This window comes from Ahrensia kielensis DSM 5890 (assembly GCF_000374465.1).
Classification (GTDB): domain Bacteria; phylum Pseudomonadota; class Alphaproteobacteria; order Rhizobiales; family Rhizobiaceae; genus Ahrensia; species Ahrensia kielensis.
This window is the reverse complement of sequence record NZ_KB894528.1, coordinates 792,757-810,978: the sequence shown is the minus strand read 5'-3', so window position 1 is coordinate 810,978 and position 18,222 is coordinate 792,757. Positions and strand designations below refer to the sequence as shown.

Genomic DNA, 18,222 nt, shown 5'->3' with positions numbered 1-18,222 from the left:
TTAGCCACTTTTTGCCCATATTACGCTGGTATTGCGCAATTTAAGTGGAAATTTCCACGGGTAAAGAGTTTAGGTGACCGCAATGATCGATGCAGCAACGCGAAGCGTTTCTCGGGATGAAACGAAAGACGTGGATATCAATAGTGATGATCCACTTTTCGAATTGTCACGCATTATGGGGTTTGCTGACGAGGAATCTCAATCTGATTCATCTCAGATTGATCCGCAAATCGATCTCGAAGATGCATTGCTTGCGGAGCTAAGTGTCGAAAATTATGCTGAGGCTCCAGAGGAATCTGTAGAGCCTTATGTGGAAGCGCCGGAACATATCGCGCCGACGGTTTCCTCTTTGGAAGATGAGCTTGCTGCCATGTTGGGCGGTAATGTTTCCGTTGGCACTGAGGTGCCTGAATATGCGGCCCAAGTTTCTGAAGAACTTGCACCTCTGGTTGAAGAGCCCGTATCGCATGAGTTTGAGCAGGCTGCATCTGAAGCCAGCCTAGATGACATGGACACTGAAGCCAGCTTTGCTGATATGGATGAGGAGCTTGAAGCTATTCAGCTACAAGAAGCAATTCAGCCTGCAACTTTTGATGATCGTTCATATGAAGAGCCTGCACCTTTAAGTGAGCCTGCGGATGAATATTTTGAACAATCTATATCTGCAGAAGAAAACGCCGTTTCTGAACCCGTTGCAGCGTTTGATGATAATGCTCTTGAAAATGAGTTTGCGACATTTTTCAATGAAGATCTTGCAGAGATAAACACTGATATTGCTCCAGAATATGCAAGTATGCCCGAAGAAACAATAATTGTTGACGAGCCGCCATTGTCGCTTTCTGCAGCTGTTGATGAAAGCATTTCGCAATTCGATAGCAATATCGAAGATAATTTTTCACAGCATTACGAAGAGCCTGTTGCACAAGCTGATACTGCTGGCGCTCCAGTTTTGGACACGACAGATATGTCCGCTTTCAATGATGGCGGACCCGTGGCGATCGATGTTCCACAATTGCCCGATGTGGATTCGGAATTCTCTTCAAGCTTCGAAGACGATTTAGACATAGATTTTGATGAAGCTTCGCTTGAAGTCGATGATAGTTGGCCTGCCACAACGGCTGCCGTTGCTGCAACGAGCGCAGTAGCAGGAGTATCCGCTCTTTCGCGCCGTGCTGGTGAAACAGCAATGGCGAATGATGACGAATCCTTTGATGAAACACGATTTGAAGCTGAACTTGCGCGTGATATCGAGTTTGTAAGCCATGATACCAGTAGTTTGGGCAATGCATCGCCTAATGCCTATGATGATGGTTTTGATGGTGCTGCTGCTGGTCCGCGTTATGACGAACCTAAAACCGTAAAGCGCGGTCTTGTGGTTGCTGCCGTGCTTGGGTGCGTTGCAATCGTTGGCGCAATTGGTATTTTTGCGCTTTCTGGCGGCGGAACAAATAGCGCAGATGGCCCCGTTCTGGTGAAAGCAAGTTCGGACCCTGTAAAGGTCGCACCGGAAAATCCAGGCGGCAAAGAAGTGCCTAATCAGGACCGTGCTGTCTTTAGCGAATCGAGAGGCGTGCCTTCGCAAGAAGAACTCGTTTCAACCTCCGAAGAGCCGGTAGATATCGCAGCTGTTCCAGAAAATGCATTACCAAGCAGCTTGAACGGCGAAGATTTGCAAAAGGGCGAAGATAGACTTAAGCCTTCAGCGCAGACTTCTTCGTCTAATGAAGCTGCACCGTTTGTTGTTGCGCCGCGCAAAGTGCGTACTCTCGTTGTGCGTGCTGATGGTACATTGGTTGAGCGCGAAGTTGTGCCAACACCAGCACCGATTGCACCACAGACACCTGCAACAGAAGTTGCTTCTGCCGAACAAGCGCAATTGGGCGGTGTACCTGTTGGCGAAGCAGCGGTAAATGGTGAAGATAGCGCTGTTGCTGATGAACCTGCTGCTACGCCTGAGCGACTTACGCCGAGTGAGCCTGCTGCAGCACCAGCATTACCGACACGGACAGTTCAAACGAAAACGATCTCGCCGTCAAATATCGCTGAGCGTCCAAAAGATCAGCCAGTGAACATTGTCAATCCAGAGCCGACGCAAGTTGCAGCTGCTCCAGCAGCTCCAACTGTGGCAACAGAAGCTGCGCCGACACCATATTCAGTGCAAATGGCTTCCTTGCCGACTGAGGCTGATGCTCAGCAATCTGCGCGCACACTGTCTAGCAAATTTGGCAATGTACTTGGTGGCCGCGACCTTGTAATTCGCAAAGCCGATATTGAAGGCAAGGGTACCTATTACCGCGTTCGTGTTGGTGCCAATGATCGTGCTGAGGCCAATAGTTTGTGCGAGAGAATTAAGTCCGCTGGCGGCAGTTGTTTCGTAACACGCTAATTATCTGGCACAATTGGGCGGTGTGATGCCGCCCAAATATCATTTAAAAAAGTAAGGAATTGCCATGACCGATGCAAAGGCCATGATTGCTGGTTGCGCAACAATTGCGCTTACACCTGAAGAAATAGCAATGTTTGCCGAGCATAAGCCGTGGGGACTTATTCTCTTTGCACGAAATATTGGCACAGCAGATGAGATACGCGCTCTGACGGCGCATTTCCGTGAGCTTGTGGGCCGGGAGAACGCGCCAGTGTTCATCGACCAAGAAGGCGGCCGTGTGCAGCGTATTAAAGCACCGATTACACAAATCTATCCGTCGGGTGCTGCGTTAGGCGAAATATACAAAAAAGATAAAAATGAAGGCATGCGTGTCGCCCGAATGATGTCCAAACTCCATGCGGCAGATCTTTTGCCGCTCGGTATCAATGCGGACTGTCTTCCTGTGCTGGATGTGCCTGTTGAAGGCTCGCACGATGTGATTGGCAATCGCGCTTATGGCCACACACCGCAAGCGGTTGCCGACATGGGGTTGGCGGCAGCAGAAGGCTTGCTTGAAGGCGGTGTTTTGCCCGTTATCAAACACATTCCGGGCCATGGCCGTGCATTGGTTGATAGCCATAAGGACTTGCCAATCGTTGATACAAGCGCGGCGACGCTTCGTGCGCATGATTTTGAGCCATTCAAGCAGCTTAAAGATATGCCAATGGCGATGACGGCGCATGTAATTTACACAGCCCTTGATGCAAAAGCGCCTGCGACCACGTCAAAATACGTCATAGAGACAATTATTCGCGGTGAAATCGGATTTAACGGGCTTTTGATGACCGATGATCTGTCAATGCATGCACTTTCTGGGGATTTCTGTGATAGAGCGCAGGCATCCTTTGCAGCGGGATGCGATGTTGTACTACATTGCAATGGCGCTATGCACGAGATGTTGCCGGTTTGCGAAGTGACACCTACATTATCAGGTAGGTCGTTAGATCGCGCAAATGCAGCAACGGATTTGTTGAAAGCGCCGCAAAGTGCCGCCCAAGAAACGGCGGCCCTTCGTGAAGAGTTCAATGCGCTGGTGAGCGCTTTCGCCTGATAATGCTCACTGGCTTGATACGCTCTAAATGGAGCGTTGAAGGAAAGTGGCTGCATGGCACAGCAAAGTGCAAAGAAAACGGCTGACGGATCGCCAAATGCCAAGAATGGTAAAGCGGTGCCGATGGATGCTGTTTGGCAGGATGGTGGCCCTGAACGCCTGACCAATGAAGAAGCTTTGGTGGTTGATGTTGAGGGTTTTGAAGGTCCGATGGACCTTTTGCTTCACCTTGCGCGCAACCAAAAAGTTGATTTAACGCAGATTTCTGTTCTTGAGCTTGTGCGCCAATATCTCACATTTATTGAACGGGCTAAAAAGATACGCATTGAGCTTGCCGCCGACTATTTGGTGATGGCTGCTTGGCTCGCATTTTTGAAATCAAAACTCCTTATTCCTAAACCTGCCAATGATGACGAACCTTCTGGTGAAGAAATGGCGGCGATTTTGCAGTATCGTCTGCAACGTCTTGAAGCGATGCGCGATGCAGCGTCCAAGCTGGTTAATCGCAATAGGTTAGGGCGCGATGTATTTGCGCGCGGCATGCCAGAAACCGTTGTGCTGGAAAAGCGCACTGAGTTTTCTGCATCGCTTTATGATTTGCTAGCGGCTTATTCTGGCGGGCGCCAACGCCATGCAATGAATGATGATTATTCGATTGAGCGCCGTCCTGTGTGGTCATTGAAGGATGCGCGCACAATTTTGCAGCGCCTTGTCGGCGATATGAGCGACTGGACAGCGCTGGACAGTTTTTTCCTTGCCTATATTCCAACAGCAAAAGAGCGCCGCACTGCGATTGCCAGCGGGTTTGCTGCCAGTTTGGAACTGGTGCGTGAAGGTGTGTTGGAAATACGCCAAGATAAGCATTTTTCTCCGATCTATTTGCGCGATTCCGTTGCTGGTCCCAAACAGCCATCCGTTGAGGCTGCCCTATGATGGATGAAATGAACGAAAACGTGGAACCGCAAGCTATGGAAGATCACGATGGTGATATTTCATCTGACAATAATGATGCGGAAGCGGTGACAAGAGAAGCCATGCGTATGGCCGAAGCTTTGGTTTTTGCGTCATCGCAGCCGGTTACAGAAAAGGCTTTGGCTGACCGTTTGCCTGATGGTGTAAATGTGCGCCGCGTTATGGAGGCGCTTGTTCAGCTTTATGAAACACGCGGTGTTAATCTGGTTCACATTGATAATGCATGGGCATTCCGTACCGCTGGCGATCTTTCGTTTTTAATGCAACGCGAACAAGTTCAGCAGCGCAAATTGTCGCGTGCTGCGCTCGAAGTGCTGGCGATTATTGCGTATCACCAGCCGGTCACGCGCGCTGAAATGGAAGAAATTCGCGGTGTTGAAACATCGAAGGGCACGCTTGATGTGCTTTTGGAAACAAGTTGGATCAAACTGCGTGGCCGCCGCAAAACACCGGGCCGTCCTGTAACCTATGGTACAACGCTTGAATTTATGGACCATTTTGGCCTTGGAGAGATCCGCGATCTGCCTGGAATGGAAGAATTAAAGGCGGCGGGGCTTTTGTCTGCGCGTATGCCGGCTGGCTTTTCTGTTCCAATGCCGAGCATTGATCCTGATGCACTGACCGATGATGAAGAAGAGTTGGGCGATATTGACTTGGAAGAACTGGGACTTTTAACGCCGCTTGCGCAAGATGATTGATCAAGTTTGATTGACATTGCGGGGCTTGTTAGGGCTATAAGCTGACTTAAGTAGTCAACTTCCCAACTCGAATGATAGTGAACGGCAAATAATGGCTTCGGCGACTTCTAAAAATGCTGCCCGCACGGGTGTATCATTTGCTGCCGAGCTTATGTTCCGTGACTTGCATTTGCATTATGGCGACAAGCACATTTTGCAGGGCATTGATTTGCACATCCAGCCAGGTGAAGTGATTTGTCTTCTTGGGCCATCCGGTTCTGGTAAAACATCTCTATTACGGGTTGCTGCGGGGCTTGAGCCACAAACATCCGGCGTTGTGGTGATGAATGGGCGCGAAATTGCCAGCGATAAGATATTCTTGCCGCCCGAAAAGCGCTCCATTGGATTGATGTTCCAAGATTTTGCACTGTTTCCACATATGACAATATTGGACAATGTGCGCTTTGGTTTGACGACGATGTCTAAAGCTATGTCCAAACAGGAAGCGCTCAATGCGATCAGGCGTGTTGGGCTTGAGCATCATGTGAATTCTTACCCTGATGTTTTGTCAGGCGGCGAGCAGCAGCGCGCAGCGCTTGCGCGTGCTTTGGCACCGCGCCCATCTGTGATGCTTATGGACGAGCCTTTTTCTGGACTTGATACACGGCTAAAAGATTCCATACGCGCTGAAACATTGGCTATTTTGCGGGAAACACGCGCGACGACGATCGTTGTGACGCATGATGCAGAAGAAGCAATGCGCATGGGTGACCGGATTGCATTGCTGAATGGTGGGCGGATTGTTCAAGTTGGCACATCTGGCGAAATGTATCGTGCGCCCCGCGATTTATTTGTCGCCAGTTTTTTTGCAGAGCTAAATGTTTTTGATGGTGTTGTTAAAGATGGCTTTGCCGACACGCCGCTTGGTATATTGCCAATCACCGATAATGGTGATGCGCGGAATGTAAAAATTGCCGTTAGAACGACTGGCATTGAAGTCAGTGCGGCTAAAAAGAATGATACAGGTGTGCTGGGCCGTGTCACGGCCAGGCGCTTTTTAGGTGATTTTGAACAGTTGAGTTTAGCAGTATCTGGGGTTGATGAACCGGTGCGTGCGCGCATTCGTGCAGACGAACTTCCATATGATGCTAAAGACGTGGTTATAAAAGTTAGAAATAACGACATTATGTTGTTTGAAACTACGGGCGATAACGCTTAAATAATTTGTAAGATTACTTTTGGCAGTTTAATGCCATAGATCACAGTTTGGGAGAATGAGTCATGGGTATTACAGGTTGGTGGCAGTGGGTCATCGTTTTGGTGATTGTGTTGTTGCTATTTGGCCGCGGCAAAATCCCTGAATTGATGGGTGATGTTGCAAAAGGCATCAAGAGCTTCAAAAAAGGCATGTCCGATGAAGCCGATGATGTGAAAGATGCTGCTGAAGATGCAGCTAAAACTGTAGAGCACAAAGCTGAAGACGGCGTTGAAGCTGTTAAAGCGTCTTCTAAAAAAGTGAAATGATTTCAACTCCAATCTGCAAAGCTTAAGCTATGCTGCCTGATTTTGGCTGGACCGAATTACTGCTTATTGCAATCGTTCTAATCGTTGTGGTTGGACCGAAGGATTTGCCGCGCGTATTGCGCGGTTTTTCCAAGACGCTAGGCAATGCACGTAAAATGGCTGGGGATTTTCGCAAGCAGTTTGACGATGCTTTGTCAGAAGCTGAGCTGGATGATCTTAAAACACTTGCCAGTGATGTGCGCGGATTAGACCCGCGTACTAAGATCAAAGATGCGCTCAATCCGCTTAGCCAAGTTGGACGTGATATCAACGATGAGCTTAAGGGCGTTGCAAAATCTGTCGATAAGGCTGCACAAGCCGATATTGAGGGTGAAGAAGCTGTAAACGCTCAAATTGATCGCGCTGAAATGAAGGCGACCGAAAAAGCTGTCGCTACAGTAGATGCTGCACCTAAGAAGCAAACGCCTTCAAAAAAAGCGCCGGTTAAAAAAGCACCAGCGAAGAAAGCTGCAAGTGCTAAGGCAGCCCCTGCTAAAAAAGCAGCGCCTAAGTCTTCGTCAGCGGCAAAAACCAGCGCTGCAAAGACAACAACGCGTAAAGCAGCCCCTAAAAAAACAACGACTAAAACAACTGCGCCAAAGGGTGAATCGTGAACGATAAATCCTTGAAAGATGAAGTTGAAGAAACCGCAGCGCCGCTTATCGAGCATCTCAAAGAGCTACGCACACGGCTGCTTTATTCTATTGCTGCGTTTTTTGTAGGCTTTATTCTCTGCTACTCTTTCGCCACGCCCATATTCAACTTTCTCGTTGTGCCTTATACGGTTGCTGCAGGCTGGCTCGATATGGATTTGGAAAAAATCCGCTTCGTTTATACCGCGCCGCAAGAATTCTTTTTCACGCAGATCAAGATCGCCGCTTTCGGCTCGTTGGTCCTAGCGTTTCCAATCATTGCGACGCAAATCTATCGTTTTGTTGCGCCCGGCCTTTATTCTAATGAAAAATCTGCCTTTCTGCCGTTTCTAATTGCAACGCCTGTGTTGTTTTTGGTTGGGGCGGCATTGGTCTATTTCTTGATTATTCCTATGGCGATGTGGTTCTTTCTCTCGCTAGAGCAACCAGCGAGCGCAGGGCGGGTGGCCATTGAGAACTTGCCAAAAGTATCGGAATATCTGTCACTTATCATGACATTGATATTTGCGTTCGGATTGGTTTTCCAATTGCCCGTTGCAATGACTTTGCTCGGTAAGGCAGGGCTTATTTCATCTGCCGCGCTCGTTGATAAGCGTAAATATGCGATTGTTCTGGCCTTTGTTGCCGCTGCTATTTTAACGCCGCCCGACCCGCTGACGCAGCTGGGCTTGGCTATTCCCACATTGCTTCTTTATGAATTGTCTATCTATCTTGTAAGAAGGGGCGAACGTAACCGTCCGTCTTATGATGATAGCGACGACGATGATGATGAAGAAGATGGACTTGGTGACACGCCTGCATCTCTCGAAGAAAAGTCTTAAAGCGCTCCCCCTTGACCGCTTCGTATATTTACGCGATTGACGGACCAAATTTGGGCGCGCTCATTTGCGTGCAATAAAGGTAAGATTATGCTTGATATTCGCTGGATTCGTGAAAACCCTGAAGCACTAGACGCTGGCCTTGCTAAGCGCGGTGCAGAGCCCCAATCTGCGGGTTTGATTGCTTTGGATGAAGAGCGCCGTGCGCATGTTACCAAAGTTCAGGAAGCGCAATCACGCCGCAATTCAGCATCTAAGGAAATCGGCGCTGCTATGGGGCAGGGCGACACCGACAAAGCCGAGGCATTGAAAGCTGAAGTGGGCGAGCTGAAAAGCTTTCTGCAAAATGCAGAAGAAACCGAACGGCAATTAAACGCTAAGCTCAATGATGCGCTGTCTGTGCTGCCAAACATACCCCTTGATGATGTACCGGAAGGTGCAGATGAAAACGATAATGTTGAACTGCGCAAAGTTGGCGGATTGCCGAATTTTGCCTTTGCGCCGAAGGAACATTTTGATCTGGGTGAAGCGCTCGGCATGATGGACTTTGAAACAGCGGCTAAAATGTCTGGCTCACGTTTCACGCTGCTAAAAGGCGGGCTTGCGCGTCTTGAGCGCGCGCTTGGCCAGTTCATGCTGGATATGCACACAGGCGACCATGGTTATATGGAAGTCAATCCGCCGCTTATGGTGCGCGATGATGCGATGTATGGCACAGGCCAATTACCGAAATTTACAGAAGATCTGTATCAAACGCGAGAAGGCCACTGGCTCATTCCTACGGCTGAAGTCTCACTAACCAATATAGTGAGCGGCGAGATTCTGGATGTTGAGACGCTGCCGCGCCGTTACACAGCGCTGACACCATGCTTCCGTTCTGAAGCTGGTTCTGCTGGCCGCGACACGAAGGGTTATTTGCGCCAACACCAATTCTATAAAGTTGAGATGGTGTCTATCACGGATGAGGATAGCTCAATTGCTGAACTTGACCGCATGACAAAATGTGCGGAAACAGTGCTTGAAAAGCTGGGCCTTCCTTTCCGCACGATGATGCTTTGCACGGGCGATATGGGCTTTGGTGCGCGCAAGACGCACGATATTGAGGTGTGGTTGCCGGGACAAAATGCTTATCGTGAAATTTCATCTTGTTCGACTTGTGGTGATTTTCAAGGTCGCCGCATGAATGCGCGCTACCGCGCTAAAGACGAAAAGCAGACTAAATTCATTCATAGTCTCAACGGTTCTGGCGTTGCGCTTGGCCGCGCTTTGATTGCGGTTATGGAAAACTACCAAAATGAAGATGGTTCAATTCGCGTGCCGGATGTGCTCAAGCCTTATATGGGTGGACTTGAAGTTATAGCCGCATGAGAATTTTAATCACGAATGATGATGGTGTTAATGCGCCTGGCATTGCGGTTCTTGAGCGCATTGCCCGCACATTAAGCGATGATGTTTGGATTGTTGCGCCCGAAACAGATCAATCCGGTGTTGGTCACAGCGTTTCAATGAGCGAACCGTTTCGTCTGCGCAAACTTGCCGATAAGCATTACACGATCAACGGCACACCAGCGGACTGTATCATTATGGGCGTTCGTCACGTACTTGATAAAGCGCCCGACCTTATCCTTTCTGGCGTCAATGCAGGCCATAATATTGCGCAATATGTGACCTATTCGGGCACTGTTGGTGGCGCGCTCGAAGGCACGATTATGGGCATCCGCTCTATCGCGCTCAGCCAGCATTATAATTATGAGCAAGATACGAAAACCGTTCCATGGAATGTGGTCGAAGCGCTTGCGCCTGCATTGCTGAAAAAGCTTATTCAAGCCAAAATGCCTAAAGACACTTTGCTCAATGTGAATTTTCCGAGCTGTGATGTGAATGACGTCAAAGGCACGCGTGTTACAGAGCAGGGCCGTATTGAGCACGGCTTAACGATGACAGAGCGGGCTGATGCGCGCGGCAAGCAATATTTTTGGTTGGGCTTTTTCCCAACGGATGCCGAGCCAAATCCGAATTCAGATTTTAGCGCGATTAATGATGGCTATATTTCGGTTACGCCAATTAAGCTTGATCTTACGGCACGTGAAGTAACGCAGTCGCTTGAAGATTTGCTGAGTGGAAGTTGAGCTAAAGAATGAATAATAGCCCAATTGATCGCGAAGGTTTTGCCGCTTTTTTGCTGCGTATGCGTGCAGCAGGGCTCGATAACCGCAAACTAATCGGTGCATTTGAGGCAACCCCTCGGCGTGATTTTATTCGTAGCGAGTTTCACGGCGCAGCGTGGAGCAAAGGATCAATCCCCATTGATTGTGGGGAAACGGTTGAGAGCGTGGATTTTCAAGCGCAGATTATTCACGCGTTGGATATTCAGCCAGAAAACCGTGTTTTGGAAATCGGGACGGGTTCTGGTTATACAGCCGCTGTTATGGCAAGGCTTGCAAAGCGTGTTTATACGGTTGAACGTTATAAGACTTTGCATAATGCAGCGCTTTCCTGCTTTTCTGCACTACAGCTAACAAATATTGTTGGTGTGCATGGGGACGGTTCGCGCGGTGCATCTGACGGACCTTTTGACCGTATCGTTGTATGGGCTGCGTTTGAAACAATCCCGCGGCAATTTATTGAGCAGCTTGTTTCATCGGGCGTGTTGATCTGTGCCATTGGTGCTGCTGATGAACCACAAGAACTGGTTCATATGACAAAAGTTGGCAGCCGTTTTGAGCGCCGCGATTTAGGCGCAGTGCGGATGCAGATGCTGAACCCGCGTGTGCCTAAGAATTTATAATGTTCGTTTTTTAACCATAATTTTTAAAATTTAACCGTCGAGTAACATTAACAGAGTCTAATGACCTCTCATGTTAAAGGTTGCAGGACGCGTTATGAGTAAAAAATCTGCCAGCCGCATTTCGGCTCATTTAATCAAATCCGTATCTATCTTGGCGGTCGGTGCCTCTTTGGCATCGTGTGCAAGTGATACAGTTCGTTTTAATGACGGCTTTTATACCGGCGCTGTTCCTAAGCAGAGCGTGGGCGCGGTTCAAACACCATATCCTCAAGCTGCGAAGCAGCAGACTTATCAAGGTCAGTCGCAAGGTTATGTCGCGCCGCAGGGTGTTGATAATACTTATACTGCGTCTGTTAATCAGCAGGGACAACGCATTCGCTCACGCGTACACGCACAAACACCGCAAGTTGCAAAACCGCTATTTGGTCAGCGCCAGCCTGTTTATACGCAGCCACAAAATGCAAATACACAGCCCGTTGATACGACTTATACCGGCTCTATAAAGCCGCAAGCGACTGTTCAGCGCCAAACTCTATCTGCGCCACAGCCATTGCCAGTCAAAGCTGCACCGCAGGCTGCTGCAAAACCAGCGCCGACGGTGACCACACCTTCTGCGCCGAGCCAAGTTGCCAATGCAACACCTAGAAAAGAAGGCTGGACAGCCGCAGGCGGCACTTATGTAACCATGCGCCAAGGTGAGACTGTCTATAATCTGGCAAAACGCTACGGTGTGCCTGCCAATGCGATTATGGAAGCCAATAATCTTTCTGATCCGAAAGGTGTCGCTGCTGGAACTCAGGTTATTATTCCAACCTATGTTTATTCCAGAACTGCACCTATATCGACGCCGGACAATAATATTGCAGTGCGTTCTGCCAGCTCCAATATTGGCGGTCGCTCAGAGTTTCCAATGTCGATTGCACCGGTGCCCGATAAACGGCCGCAAGGTGTTCAGGTAGCGTCTATTGCGCCTTCCATGGCGCAGGTAGCTTCGCCCGTTTCAAGCTCAGGCACATATGTCGTAAGTGCAGGTGATACATTGTCATCTATTGCACAGCGTGCTGGCACAAATGTTACGGCGCTCAAAAATTTAAATGGCCTTTCCGGCGATAATATTCGTCTTGGTCAGAAGTTGATGATTCCAGGAGTTGGCGGCAATGCGGCCAGCGTTCAAAAAGTTTCTGCACCAAAAGACGTGCCAGCTGTACAGCCTAAAGCTGCGGATAAAGCTATTTCAACGATTGATTCATCAAGCACTGCCAAAGCGCCTGCTAATACAGGTGTTGAAGCATTACGCTGGCCTGTGCGTGGACGTGTTGTGTCCAGTTATGGTTCAAATGTTGGCGGTAAGGGCAATGATGGTATCGATATTTCTGTACCACGCGGTTCGGCTGTAAAAGCTGCTGAAAATGGTGTCGTTATCTATGCCGGTGATGGTCTGAAAGAGTTTGGTAAAACGGTACTTGTGCGCCACGGTAATGGCCTTGTGACTGTTTATGGCCATTTGGATAGCATCAATGTTGAACGCGGTGCCAATGTTAGCCGTGGTCAAAATGTTGGCTCATCGGGTATGACAGGCAGTGCAAAGCAGCCGCAACTTCATTTTGAGGTGCGCAAAAACACGACACCTGTAAATCCAATGACATATCTTAGATAGGTAATTACAGATCACGATATTAAGCCGCCTTTTGGGCGGCTTTTTTCGTTTTAGTCTTTCAGTTTTTGGCCCAGCTCACCAGCAAGATTGTTGATGAATTGCCAAGCAACACGGCCAGAACGGCTGCCACGTGTTGTTGACCATTCTAGGGCTGCGCGGCGCAGTTCATCGGCTTCGATTTTTAGTTCATGGTGAGCAGCATAGCCTTTCACCATATCGAGATATTCGTCCTGACTGCATTTGTGAAAACCAAGCCACAGGCCGAAACGGTCTGAAAGAGAAACTTTTTCCTCAACAGCTTCTGATGGATTGATCGCTGTAGAGCGCTCATTCTCAATCATGTCGCGCGGCAAGAGATGGCGGCGATTGGATGTCGCATAGAAGATGACGTTTTCAGGCCGCCCTTCAACGCCGCCATCTAACGCAGCTTTAAGCGATTTATAGGATGTGTCATCGTGGTCGAAGGATAAATCATCGCAAAACAGAATGAAACGATGTTCGCTGTCACGGATTTGGACGAGCAGCGCTGGCAGCGCGTCAATATCTTCACGGTGAATTTCAATCAGCTTGATCTGTGTGTCTTTTGTTTGTGCATTGACCGCCGCATGGGCCGCTTTGACCAGTGACGACTTGCCCATGCCGCGCGCGCCCCAAAGTAAAACATTGTTGGCTGGGAGACTGTTTGCAAAGCGCTGTGTGTTGTCGAGCAAGATATCGCGCACGCGATCTACGCTTTTAATCAGGCTAACATCAACGCGGTTCACCTTGGCAACGGGGGCGAGAATATTCTTGGCCGCATCAAAAACAAAGCAGTCTGAAGCGTCGAGGTCAGACTTTGGTGCGCTTTTAGGCGCCAGTTTTTCTACGGCCTGAATGAGTAAATCAAGCTTGGCGGAGAGTTCTGGGCTTAAAGTTTGAGCATCATTTGCCATTTTCGAGACTTTCAGTTGTTTTGTCGCGGGAAAACACGTTGGTTTTGGTTGCATTGCAAGGGTTCGTGACTATATTCGCGACACATTTCAAGGTGCAATGTGCCTTGTTTAGTCTTGAGGAGCTTTTTTATGTTTATTACCCCAGCATATGCGCAGGGTGCGACTTCCATTGGTGGACCAGATATTCTGACATCACTTTTGCCATTCGTTCTGATCTTTGTGATCATGTATTTTTTGATTATTCGTCCACAGCGTAAAGCTATGAAAGATCGCGCTGCGATGCTTCAAGCGGTTCGTCGTAATGACACAGTCGTTACAGGCGGCGGTATTGTTGGAAAAGTGTCTAAAATTATTGATGATAACGAGCTGGAAGTTGAGATTGCGGCGAATACTAAAATTCGCGTGCTACGCTCAATGATTTCAGACGTGCGCGTTAAAGGCGATCCTGTCGCTGCAAATGATGCACCTGTGAAAAGCGATAAAAAATAACCAAATCAAATATTTGCGCGCTTAGGCGCGTATTTTGATTCAACATACGCGAACATTATTACATGCTATATTTTTCTCCTTGGAAAACTGTCCTCATTTGGCTGACTGTCTTTGTCGGGCTAATGTTCGCCTTACCAAATCTTTATCCGAAATCAGTTTCGGATAATCTGCCTAGTATACTTCCATCTCAAGCGATGACACTCGGTCTTGACCTTCAAGGCGGTGTGCATCTGCAATTGAAGCTTGATCGTAACGAGCTGGTCGAAAACCGACTTGAGTCGGTGCGTGATCAGGTTCGCCAACTCCTGCGTGAAGATAGTATTGGTTATACCGGCCTGTCTGGCAAAGGGCAGACCGTTACTGTTCGTATTCGTAATGAAGGCGATGTTGAAGCGGCAATGGAGCTGCTGAGCGAGCTTTCAGTCCCTGTTGTTGGCAACACTTTAACAGGAACCGCAGTCACTGAAGTTGATATTGCGCCGCGTGAAGATGGTAGCCTTGAACTTATTCTAACAGATGACGGTATTGATTACCGTATGCAGCAGGCGCTTGCGCAGACTGTAGAAGTTATTCGCGGCCGTATTGATGAACTTGGCACAACAGAGCCAATCATTCAGCGCCAAGGTAATGATCGTATTATCGTTCAGGTTCCCGGTGCAGATGATCCTGAGCGCGTCAAAGAACTTATCGGAACTACAGCCCGCCTGACATTCCAGATGGTTGATGTTGAAAATTCGGTTGAAGATGCCATCGGGGGCAGACCGCCAGCAGGTACTGAAGTTCTGTACAGCCAAGATGATCCGCCAATTCCATATCTTGTTGAAACACGAGAATTGGTAACAGGCGAGAACCTTGACGACGCCGGTGTATCGTTCGACCAAAACACCAATGAGCCTGTTGTAACTTTCCGATTTGATGGAACTGGTGCGCAGCGCTTTGGCCGTGCAACGACACAGAATGTTGGCCGTCCTTTCGCAATTGTTCTGGATGATCAAGTGGTGTCAGCGCCGCGAATCAATGAGCCTATTCTGGGTGGTTCAGGCCAGATTTCAGGCAACTTTAGCGTTGAGGGGGCTAACAACCTCGCGATTTTGCTCCGTGCTGGCGCATTGCCGCTTAAACCAACCTTTGTTGAAGAACGTACCGTTGGACCAAGCCTTGGCGCCGATTCTGTTGCCGCAGGTGAGTTTGCCGGTATTGTTGGCGGCTTGCTCGTCTTGGTCTTTATGTTTCTTGCCTATGGTTTACTTGGCCTGATCGCGAATTTAGCACTCATTATCAACATTGTGTTGCTGGTTGCTGGTCTTTCCATTCTGGGCGCAACCTTAACGCTACCGGGTATTGCGGGTATTGTTTTGACGGTCGGTATGGCCGTTGATTCCAACGTTTTGATTTTTGAGCGTATACGCGAAGAAAAATTGGCAGGACGTTCTCTTATTCAAGCTGTTGATATTGGTTTCCAGCGCGCGCTAACAACGATTGTGGATGCGAACGTAACGACGCTGATTGCAGCCTGTATCTTGTTCTATCTGGGTTCTGGCCCGATACGCGGATTTGCCGTTACGCTGGCCATTGGTATCGTTACGACTGTCTTTACAGCTTTCGTTCTGACACGATGGATGGTGGCGTGGTGGATACGTAATCGTAAACCAAAAGCACTGCCTGAGGGGTTTGTTAAACTCGTTCCGGATAATACAAAGATAGGCTTTATGTGGCTGCGCCGCTTTACTTTTACAGGCTCTGCGATCGCTGTCATTGCCTCAATGGTTTTGTTTGCCACGATCAATATGAACCTTGGTATCGACTTTAAGGGTGGTTCACTTGTTGAAGTGCAGTCTAAAGCTGAGATTGCTGATACGAGCGATATACGTACTCGTTTGTCCGAACTTAATCTCGGCGAAATTCAAGTTCAGGGCTTTGGTTCGCCACAAGATGTTCTGATCCGCATTCAAAGTCAGGGCGGCGGGGACAATGCTGAGCAAAGCGCATTGAACCTTGTGCGCTCTGAGTTGGAAGCTGACTACGATATAAGACGTGTTGAAGTTGTTGGGCCAACGGTATCAGGTGAGCTTGCGCAAGCTGGTACAATTGCCGTTTTGGCAGCACTTGGCGCTATTCTTATCTATATCTGGTTGCGGTTTGAATGGCAGTTCGCGCTTGGTGCGATCATCGCGACATCGCACGATGTGATTTTGACCATTGGCATGTATGTCATTACAGGGCTGGAGTTCAATCTGTCCTCAATTGCTGCGATTTTGACGATTGTGGGTTATTCACTCAACGATACCGTTGTTGTTTATGACCGTGTTCGAGAGAACTTGCGGCGTTATAAGAAAATGACATTGCCAGCGCTGCTTGACCTTTCAATGAATGAGACTTTGCCGCGGACAACGCTAACATCGTTGACAACATTGCTTGCACTTGTTGCGCTATATTTCTTCGGTGGGGAAGTTCTACAAAGCTTCGTTGCTGCCATGATTTTTGGTGTGGTTATCGGTACATTCTCATCAATCTTTGTTGCAGCACCTTTGTTGATCCTATTCAGGCTTCGCCCGGGTTCATTGGCCGAGAAAGACAAGACGGTTGATGCTGAAAAAGCTGCGACGGCAAACACTTCACCGATAGATTTAGGTTAAGTGTAAGCACTATGGCAAAAGGCATCGAAATTCGGGAAGCACATTTTCCAGGCCGTGCGCAAATAGATGCCTATGGCAATGGCGGGTTTCGCTTTGCGGATATGTCGCATCGCGGCTCGGTGCTTCTTTTGCCATCGGGCATCTATGGCTGGAAAGCTGAAACGATGAGCGATGTTACGATTGAGGCTTTGGCTCAAGTACTCGACGAAGCTGATAATATCGACGTGCTTCTTTTGGGATGCGGTGCTGATCTGTTGCGCATTCCTCAGGATGTTCGAGATGCATTGCGAGAAAAAGGCATTAGCTGCGATAGTATGAGCACTGGCGCTGCTGTGCGTACATTCAATGTTTTGCTGGCGGAAGAACGCAATGTTGCTGCAGCGCTTATCGCTGTTGAAAAAGCATAGTTTGCGCTGGTTGTTTATATGACCAAAACAGCAATTCTCAATCATTTGCGCGACATTGACCGCGAAGCCTATATTGCGACATTGTTTTTGGCCGAGGATAAGCGGGAGCCTGCCGCAGCGCTTTGGGCATTTAACAATGAAGTTGAGCGTATACGCGATCTAGTTTCTGAACCATTGCCCGGAGAGATTCGGCTGCAGTGGTGGCGCGATGCTCTCACTGGCGAGCGCAGCGAAGAGGGCGCGCAGCATCCCGTTGGTGCAGCTTTACTGTCTACGATCAATCAATATGATTTGCCGCGCCGTGCGTTCGATGCGCTGTGTGAAGCGCGTATCTTTGATTTGTATAATGATCCTATGCCAAGTCTGTCTGACTTTGAGGGATATTTGGGCGAAACACGGTCTGTTCTCTTTCAAATGCTTGCTCAAATTGTCAGTGGTAAAGCACCTGAAACAGGCGAAGCTGCGGGTCATGCCGGCATTGCTTACGGCGTTGCCAATCTGTTGCGCCTTATGGCGTTTCACCGTGCACGCGGGCAGATATTTGTACCCAAAGAATTGTTGCAGATAAGTGGCTTAACGAGCCAGCAATTTTTAGCACTTGAAGATCCTTCTAATGCCAACGGTCTTGTTCAGGCGCTTACATCGTTTGGCCGTGATCATTTGGCAAAAGCCGAAGCGGCAATTGCAGCTCTGCCCAAAGAGCAGCGCGGCGCGTTTATTCTTCTTGGTATATGTCAACCAGTGTTCAAGCGGGCTGAAAAGCGCGGCGGGGATATCGCGTTAGAAACGTTCAGTATCTCACCATTTACGGCGCAGTGGTATTTGACCCGTTACGCCGCAATAATTTAAGCACCGCGTTACAATTTATAAAAGCGTAGCGGTTTTGAATTTTCGCGTGCAACGAGCTTTTTTGCTTCGAGATCAAGCTGAACGCATTTCATCCACCAGCCAGCCGTTTTGCCTCCTGGAAATAATTCTTCTGGCAGTTTTGGCAAAATGGATTGTTTCATCTGCGCTGCCGTTAGGCCGGGCGCAGTAGAGGGAAGTGAGGCAAGGAGCGCGGTCTTCATCGCTGTATATTTTGAAGCATCCACGCGGGATGTTTGCCCTGGAATATTTACGTTTTCGACCGTGACCTTGCCATCATCCATATC

General features: G+C 48.7%; 18 protein-coding genes. 16 read left to right on the top strand and 2 right to left on the bottom strand.

Features of this window, described 5'->3' with window-relative positions; all coding sequences use genetic code 11:
• Positions 1-82: 82 nt before the first annotated feature.
• From C504_RS0104110 to C504_RS17180, 12 genes are all read left to right on the top strand, one after another.
• On the top strand, positions 83-2,386 hold the full coding sequence (locus C504_RS0104110; RefSeq protein WP_018688036.1) for an SPOR domain-containing protein: 2,304 nt from the start codon (positions 83-85) through the stop codon (positions 2,384-2,386).
• A 64-nt stretch (positions 2,387-2,450) separates the two neighbouring features.
• On the top strand, positions 2,451-3,476 hold the full coding sequence (gene nagZ / locus C504_RS0104105) for a beta-N-acetylhexosaminidase (protein WP_018688035.1): 1,026 nt from the start codon (positions 2,451-2,453) through the stop codon (positions 3,474-3,476).
• Positions 3,477-3,530: 54 nt separating this feature from the next.
• Entirely contained in the window at positions 3,531-4,409 is an 879-nt protein-coding gene (locus C504_RS0104100; RefSeq protein ID WP_018688034.1) for a segregation and condensation protein A, read from the top strand.
• Positions 4,406-5,146 (top strand): SMC-Scp complex subunit ScpB, encoded by a 741-nt coding sequence (gene scpB, locus C504_RS0104095; RefSeq protein ID WP_018688033.1) that lies wholly within the window; start codon positions 4,406-4,408, stop codon positions 5,144-5,146. Before C504_RS0104100 ends, scpB begins: the two co-directional genes overlap by 4 nt.
• A gap of 91 nt (positions 5,147-5,237) precedes the next feature.
• Complete coding sequence (locus C504_RS0104090; RefSeq protein ID WP_018688032.1) at positions 5,238-6,344, top strand: ABC transporter ATP-binding protein; 1,107 nt, start codon at positions 5,238-5,240, stop codon at positions 6,342-6,344.
• Positions 6,345-6,406: 62 nt separating this feature from the next.
• A complete protein-coding gene (locus C504_RS0104085) occupies positions 6,407-6,649 on the top strand; it encodes a twin-arginine translocase TatA/TatE family subunit (RefSeq protein ID WP_018688031.1) in 243 nt (80 codons plus the stop codon).
• Positions 6,650-6,678: 29 nt separating this feature from the next.
• The gene (gene tatB / locus C504_RS0104080) at positions 6,679-7,302 is read left to right on the top strand and encodes a Sec-independent protein translocase protein TatB (protein WP_018688030.1); all 624 of its coding nucleotides are present in this window, start codon (positions 6,679-6,681) and stop codon (positions 7,300-7,302) included.
• Between the two features lie 11 nt (positions 7,303-7,313).
• Positions 7,314-8,162, top strand: a complete 849-nt coding sequence (gene tatC / locus C504_RS0104075) for a twin-arginine translocase subunit TatC (protein WP_041951569.1) — start codon at positions 7,314-7,316, stop codon at positions 8,160-8,162.
• 87 nt (positions 8,163-8,249) lie between these two features.
• Positions 8,250-9,527: a serine--tRNA ligase gene (gene serS, locus C504_RS0104070; protein ID WP_018688028.1), complete on the top strand. Its 1,278-nt coding sequence runs from the start codon at positions 8,250-8,252 to the stop codon at positions 9,525-9,527.
• On the top strand, positions 9,524-10,288 hold the full coding sequence (surE, locus tag C504_RS0104065; RefSeq protein WP_018688027.1) for a 5'/3'-nucleotidase SurE: 765 nt from the start codon (positions 9,524-9,526) through the stop codon (positions 10,286-10,288). Before serS ends, surE begins: the two co-directional genes overlap by 4 nt.
• 8 nt (positions 10,289-10,296) lie before the next feature.
• Positions 10,297-10,947: a protein-L-isoaspartate(D-aspartate) O-methyltransferase gene (locus tag C504_RS0104060; RefSeq protein WP_018688026.1), complete on the top strand. Its 651-nt coding sequence runs from the start codon at positions 10,297-10,299 to the stop codon at positions 10,945-10,947.
• A gap of 94 nt (positions 10,948-11,041) precedes the next feature.
• Positions 11,042-12,604 (top strand): peptidoglycan DD-metalloendopeptidase family protein, encoded by a 1,563-nt coding sequence (locus tag C504_RS17180; RefSeq protein WP_083923135.1) that lies wholly within the window; start codon positions 11,042-11,044, stop codon positions 12,602-12,604.
• 50 nt (positions 12,605-12,654) lie between these two features.
• Here the strand turns inward: C504_RS17180 and C504_RS0104050 are convergent, their stop codons facing one another.
• Positions 12,655-13,536: an ATP-binding protein gene (locus C504_RS0104050; protein ID WP_018688024.1), complete on the bottom strand. Its 882-nt coding sequence runs from the start codon at positions 13,534-13,536 to the stop codon at positions 12,655-12,657.
• A 129-nt stretch (positions 13,537-13,665) separates the two neighbouring features.
• Here C504_RS0104050 and yajC point away from each other — a divergent pair, with 129 nt between their 5' ends.
• From yajC to C504_RS0104030, 4 genes are all read left to right on the top strand, one after another.
• On the top strand, positions 13,666-14,025 hold the full coding sequence (gene yajC, locus C504_RS0104045) for a preprotein translocase subunit YajC (protein WP_018688023.1): 360 nt from the start codon (positions 13,666-13,668) through the stop codon (positions 14,023-14,025).
• A gap of 62 nt (positions 14,026-14,087) precedes the next feature.
• A complete protein-coding gene (gene secDF / locus C504_RS0104040; RefSeq protein ID WP_018688022.1) occupies positions 14,088-16,661 on the top strand; it encodes a protein translocase subunit SecDF in 2,574 nt (857 codons plus the stop codon).
• Between the two features lie 11 nt (positions 16,662-16,672).
• Entirely contained in the window at positions 16,673-17,068 is a 396-nt protein-coding gene (locus C504_RS0104035; RefSeq protein ID WP_018688021.1) for an Mth938-like domain-containing protein, read from the top strand.
• An 18-nt stretch (positions 17,069-17,086) separates the two neighbouring features.
• Positions 17,087-17,917, top strand: coding sequence for a phytoene/squalene synthase family protein (locus tag C504_RS0104030; protein ID WP_018688020.1), 831 nt, complete (start codon positions 17,087-17,089; stop codon positions 17,915-17,917).
• 8 nt (positions 17,918-17,925) lie between these two features.
• Here C504_RS0104030 and C504_RS0104025 read toward each other — a convergent pair whose 3' ends face one another.
• Positions 17,926-18,219 carry a DUF6958 family protein gene (locus tag C504_RS0104025; protein ID WP_018688019.1) on the bottom strand — a complete coding sequence of 98 codons (294 nt, stop codon included), beginning with the start codon at positions 18,217-18,219 and terminating at the stop codon, positions 17,926-17,928.
• Positions 18,220-18,222: the final 3 nt, after the last annotated feature.

What these genes read in the sequence shown, in the direction of transcription:
- surE (WP_018688027.1), top strand. Translation starts at nt 9,524, where the DNA reads ATGAGAATTTTAATCACGAATGATGATGGTGTTAATGCGCCTGGCATT.
- C504_RS0104030 (WP_018688020.1), top strand. Translation starts at nt 17,087, where the DNA reads ATGACCAAAACAGCAATTCTCAATCATTTGCGCGACATTGACCGCGAA.
- C504_RS0104050 (WP_018688024.1), bottom strand. Translation starts at nt 13,536, where the DNA reads ATGGCAAATGATGCTCAAACTTTAAGCCCAGAACTCTCCGCCAAGCTT.
- nagZ (WP_018688035.1), top strand. Translation starts at nt 2,451, where the DNA reads ATGACCGATGCAAAGGCCATGATTGCTGGTTGCGCAACAATTGCGCTT.
- C504_RS17180 (WP_083923135.1), top strand. Translation starts at nt 11,042, where the DNA reads ATGAGTAAAAAATCTGCCAGCCGCATTTCGGCTCATTTAATCAAATCC.
- C504_RS0104100 (WP_018688034.1), top strand. Translation starts at nt 3,531, where the DNA reads ATGGCACAGCAAAGTGCAAAGAAAACGGCTGACGGATCGCCAAATGCC.
- secDF (WP_018688022.1), top strand. Translation starts at nt 14,088, where the DNA reads ATGCTATATTTTTCTCCTTGGAAAACTGTCCTCATTTGGCTGACTGTC.
- C504_RS0104090 (WP_018688032.1), top strand. Translation starts at nt 5,238, where the DNA reads ATGGCTTCGGCGACTTCTAAAAATGCTGCCCGCACGGGTGTATCATTT.
- C504_RS0104035 (WP_018688021.1), top strand. Translation starts at nt 16,673, where the DNA reads ATGGCAAAAGGCATCGAAATTCGGGAAGCACATTTTCCAGGCCGTGCG.
- C504_RS0104085 (WP_018688031.1), top strand. Translation starts at nt 6,407, where the DNA reads ATGGGTATTACAGGTTGGTGGCAGTGGGTCATCGTTTTGGTGATTGTG.
- yajC (WP_018688023.1), top strand. Translation starts at nt 13,666, where the DNA reads ATGTTTATTACCCCAGCATATGCGCAGGGTGCGACTTCCATTGGTGGA.
- C504_RS0104060 (WP_018688026.1), top strand. Translation starts at nt 10,297, where the DNA reads ATGAATAATAGCCCAATTGATCGCGAAGGTTTTGCCGCTTTTTTGCTG.
- tatB (WP_018688030.1), top strand. Translation starts at nt 6,679, where the DNA reads ATGCTGCCTGATTTTGGCTGGACCGAATTACTGCTTATTGCAATCGTT.
- C504_RS0104025 (WP_018688019.1), bottom strand. Translation starts at nt 18,219, where the DNA reads ATGGATGATGGCAAGGTCACGGTCGAAAACGTAAATATTCCAGGGCAA.
- C504_RS0104110 (WP_018688036.1), top strand. Translation starts at nt 83, where the DNA reads ATGATCGATGCAGCAACGCGAAGCGTTTCTCGGGATGAAACGAAAGAC.
- scpB (WP_018688033.1), top strand. Translation starts at nt 4,406, where the DNA reads ATGATGGATGAAATGAACGAAAACGTGGAACCGCAAGCTATGGAAGAT.
- serS (WP_018688028.1), top strand. Translation starts at nt 8,250, where the DNA reads ATGCTTGATATTCGCTGGATTCGTGAAAACCCTGAAGCACTAGACGCT.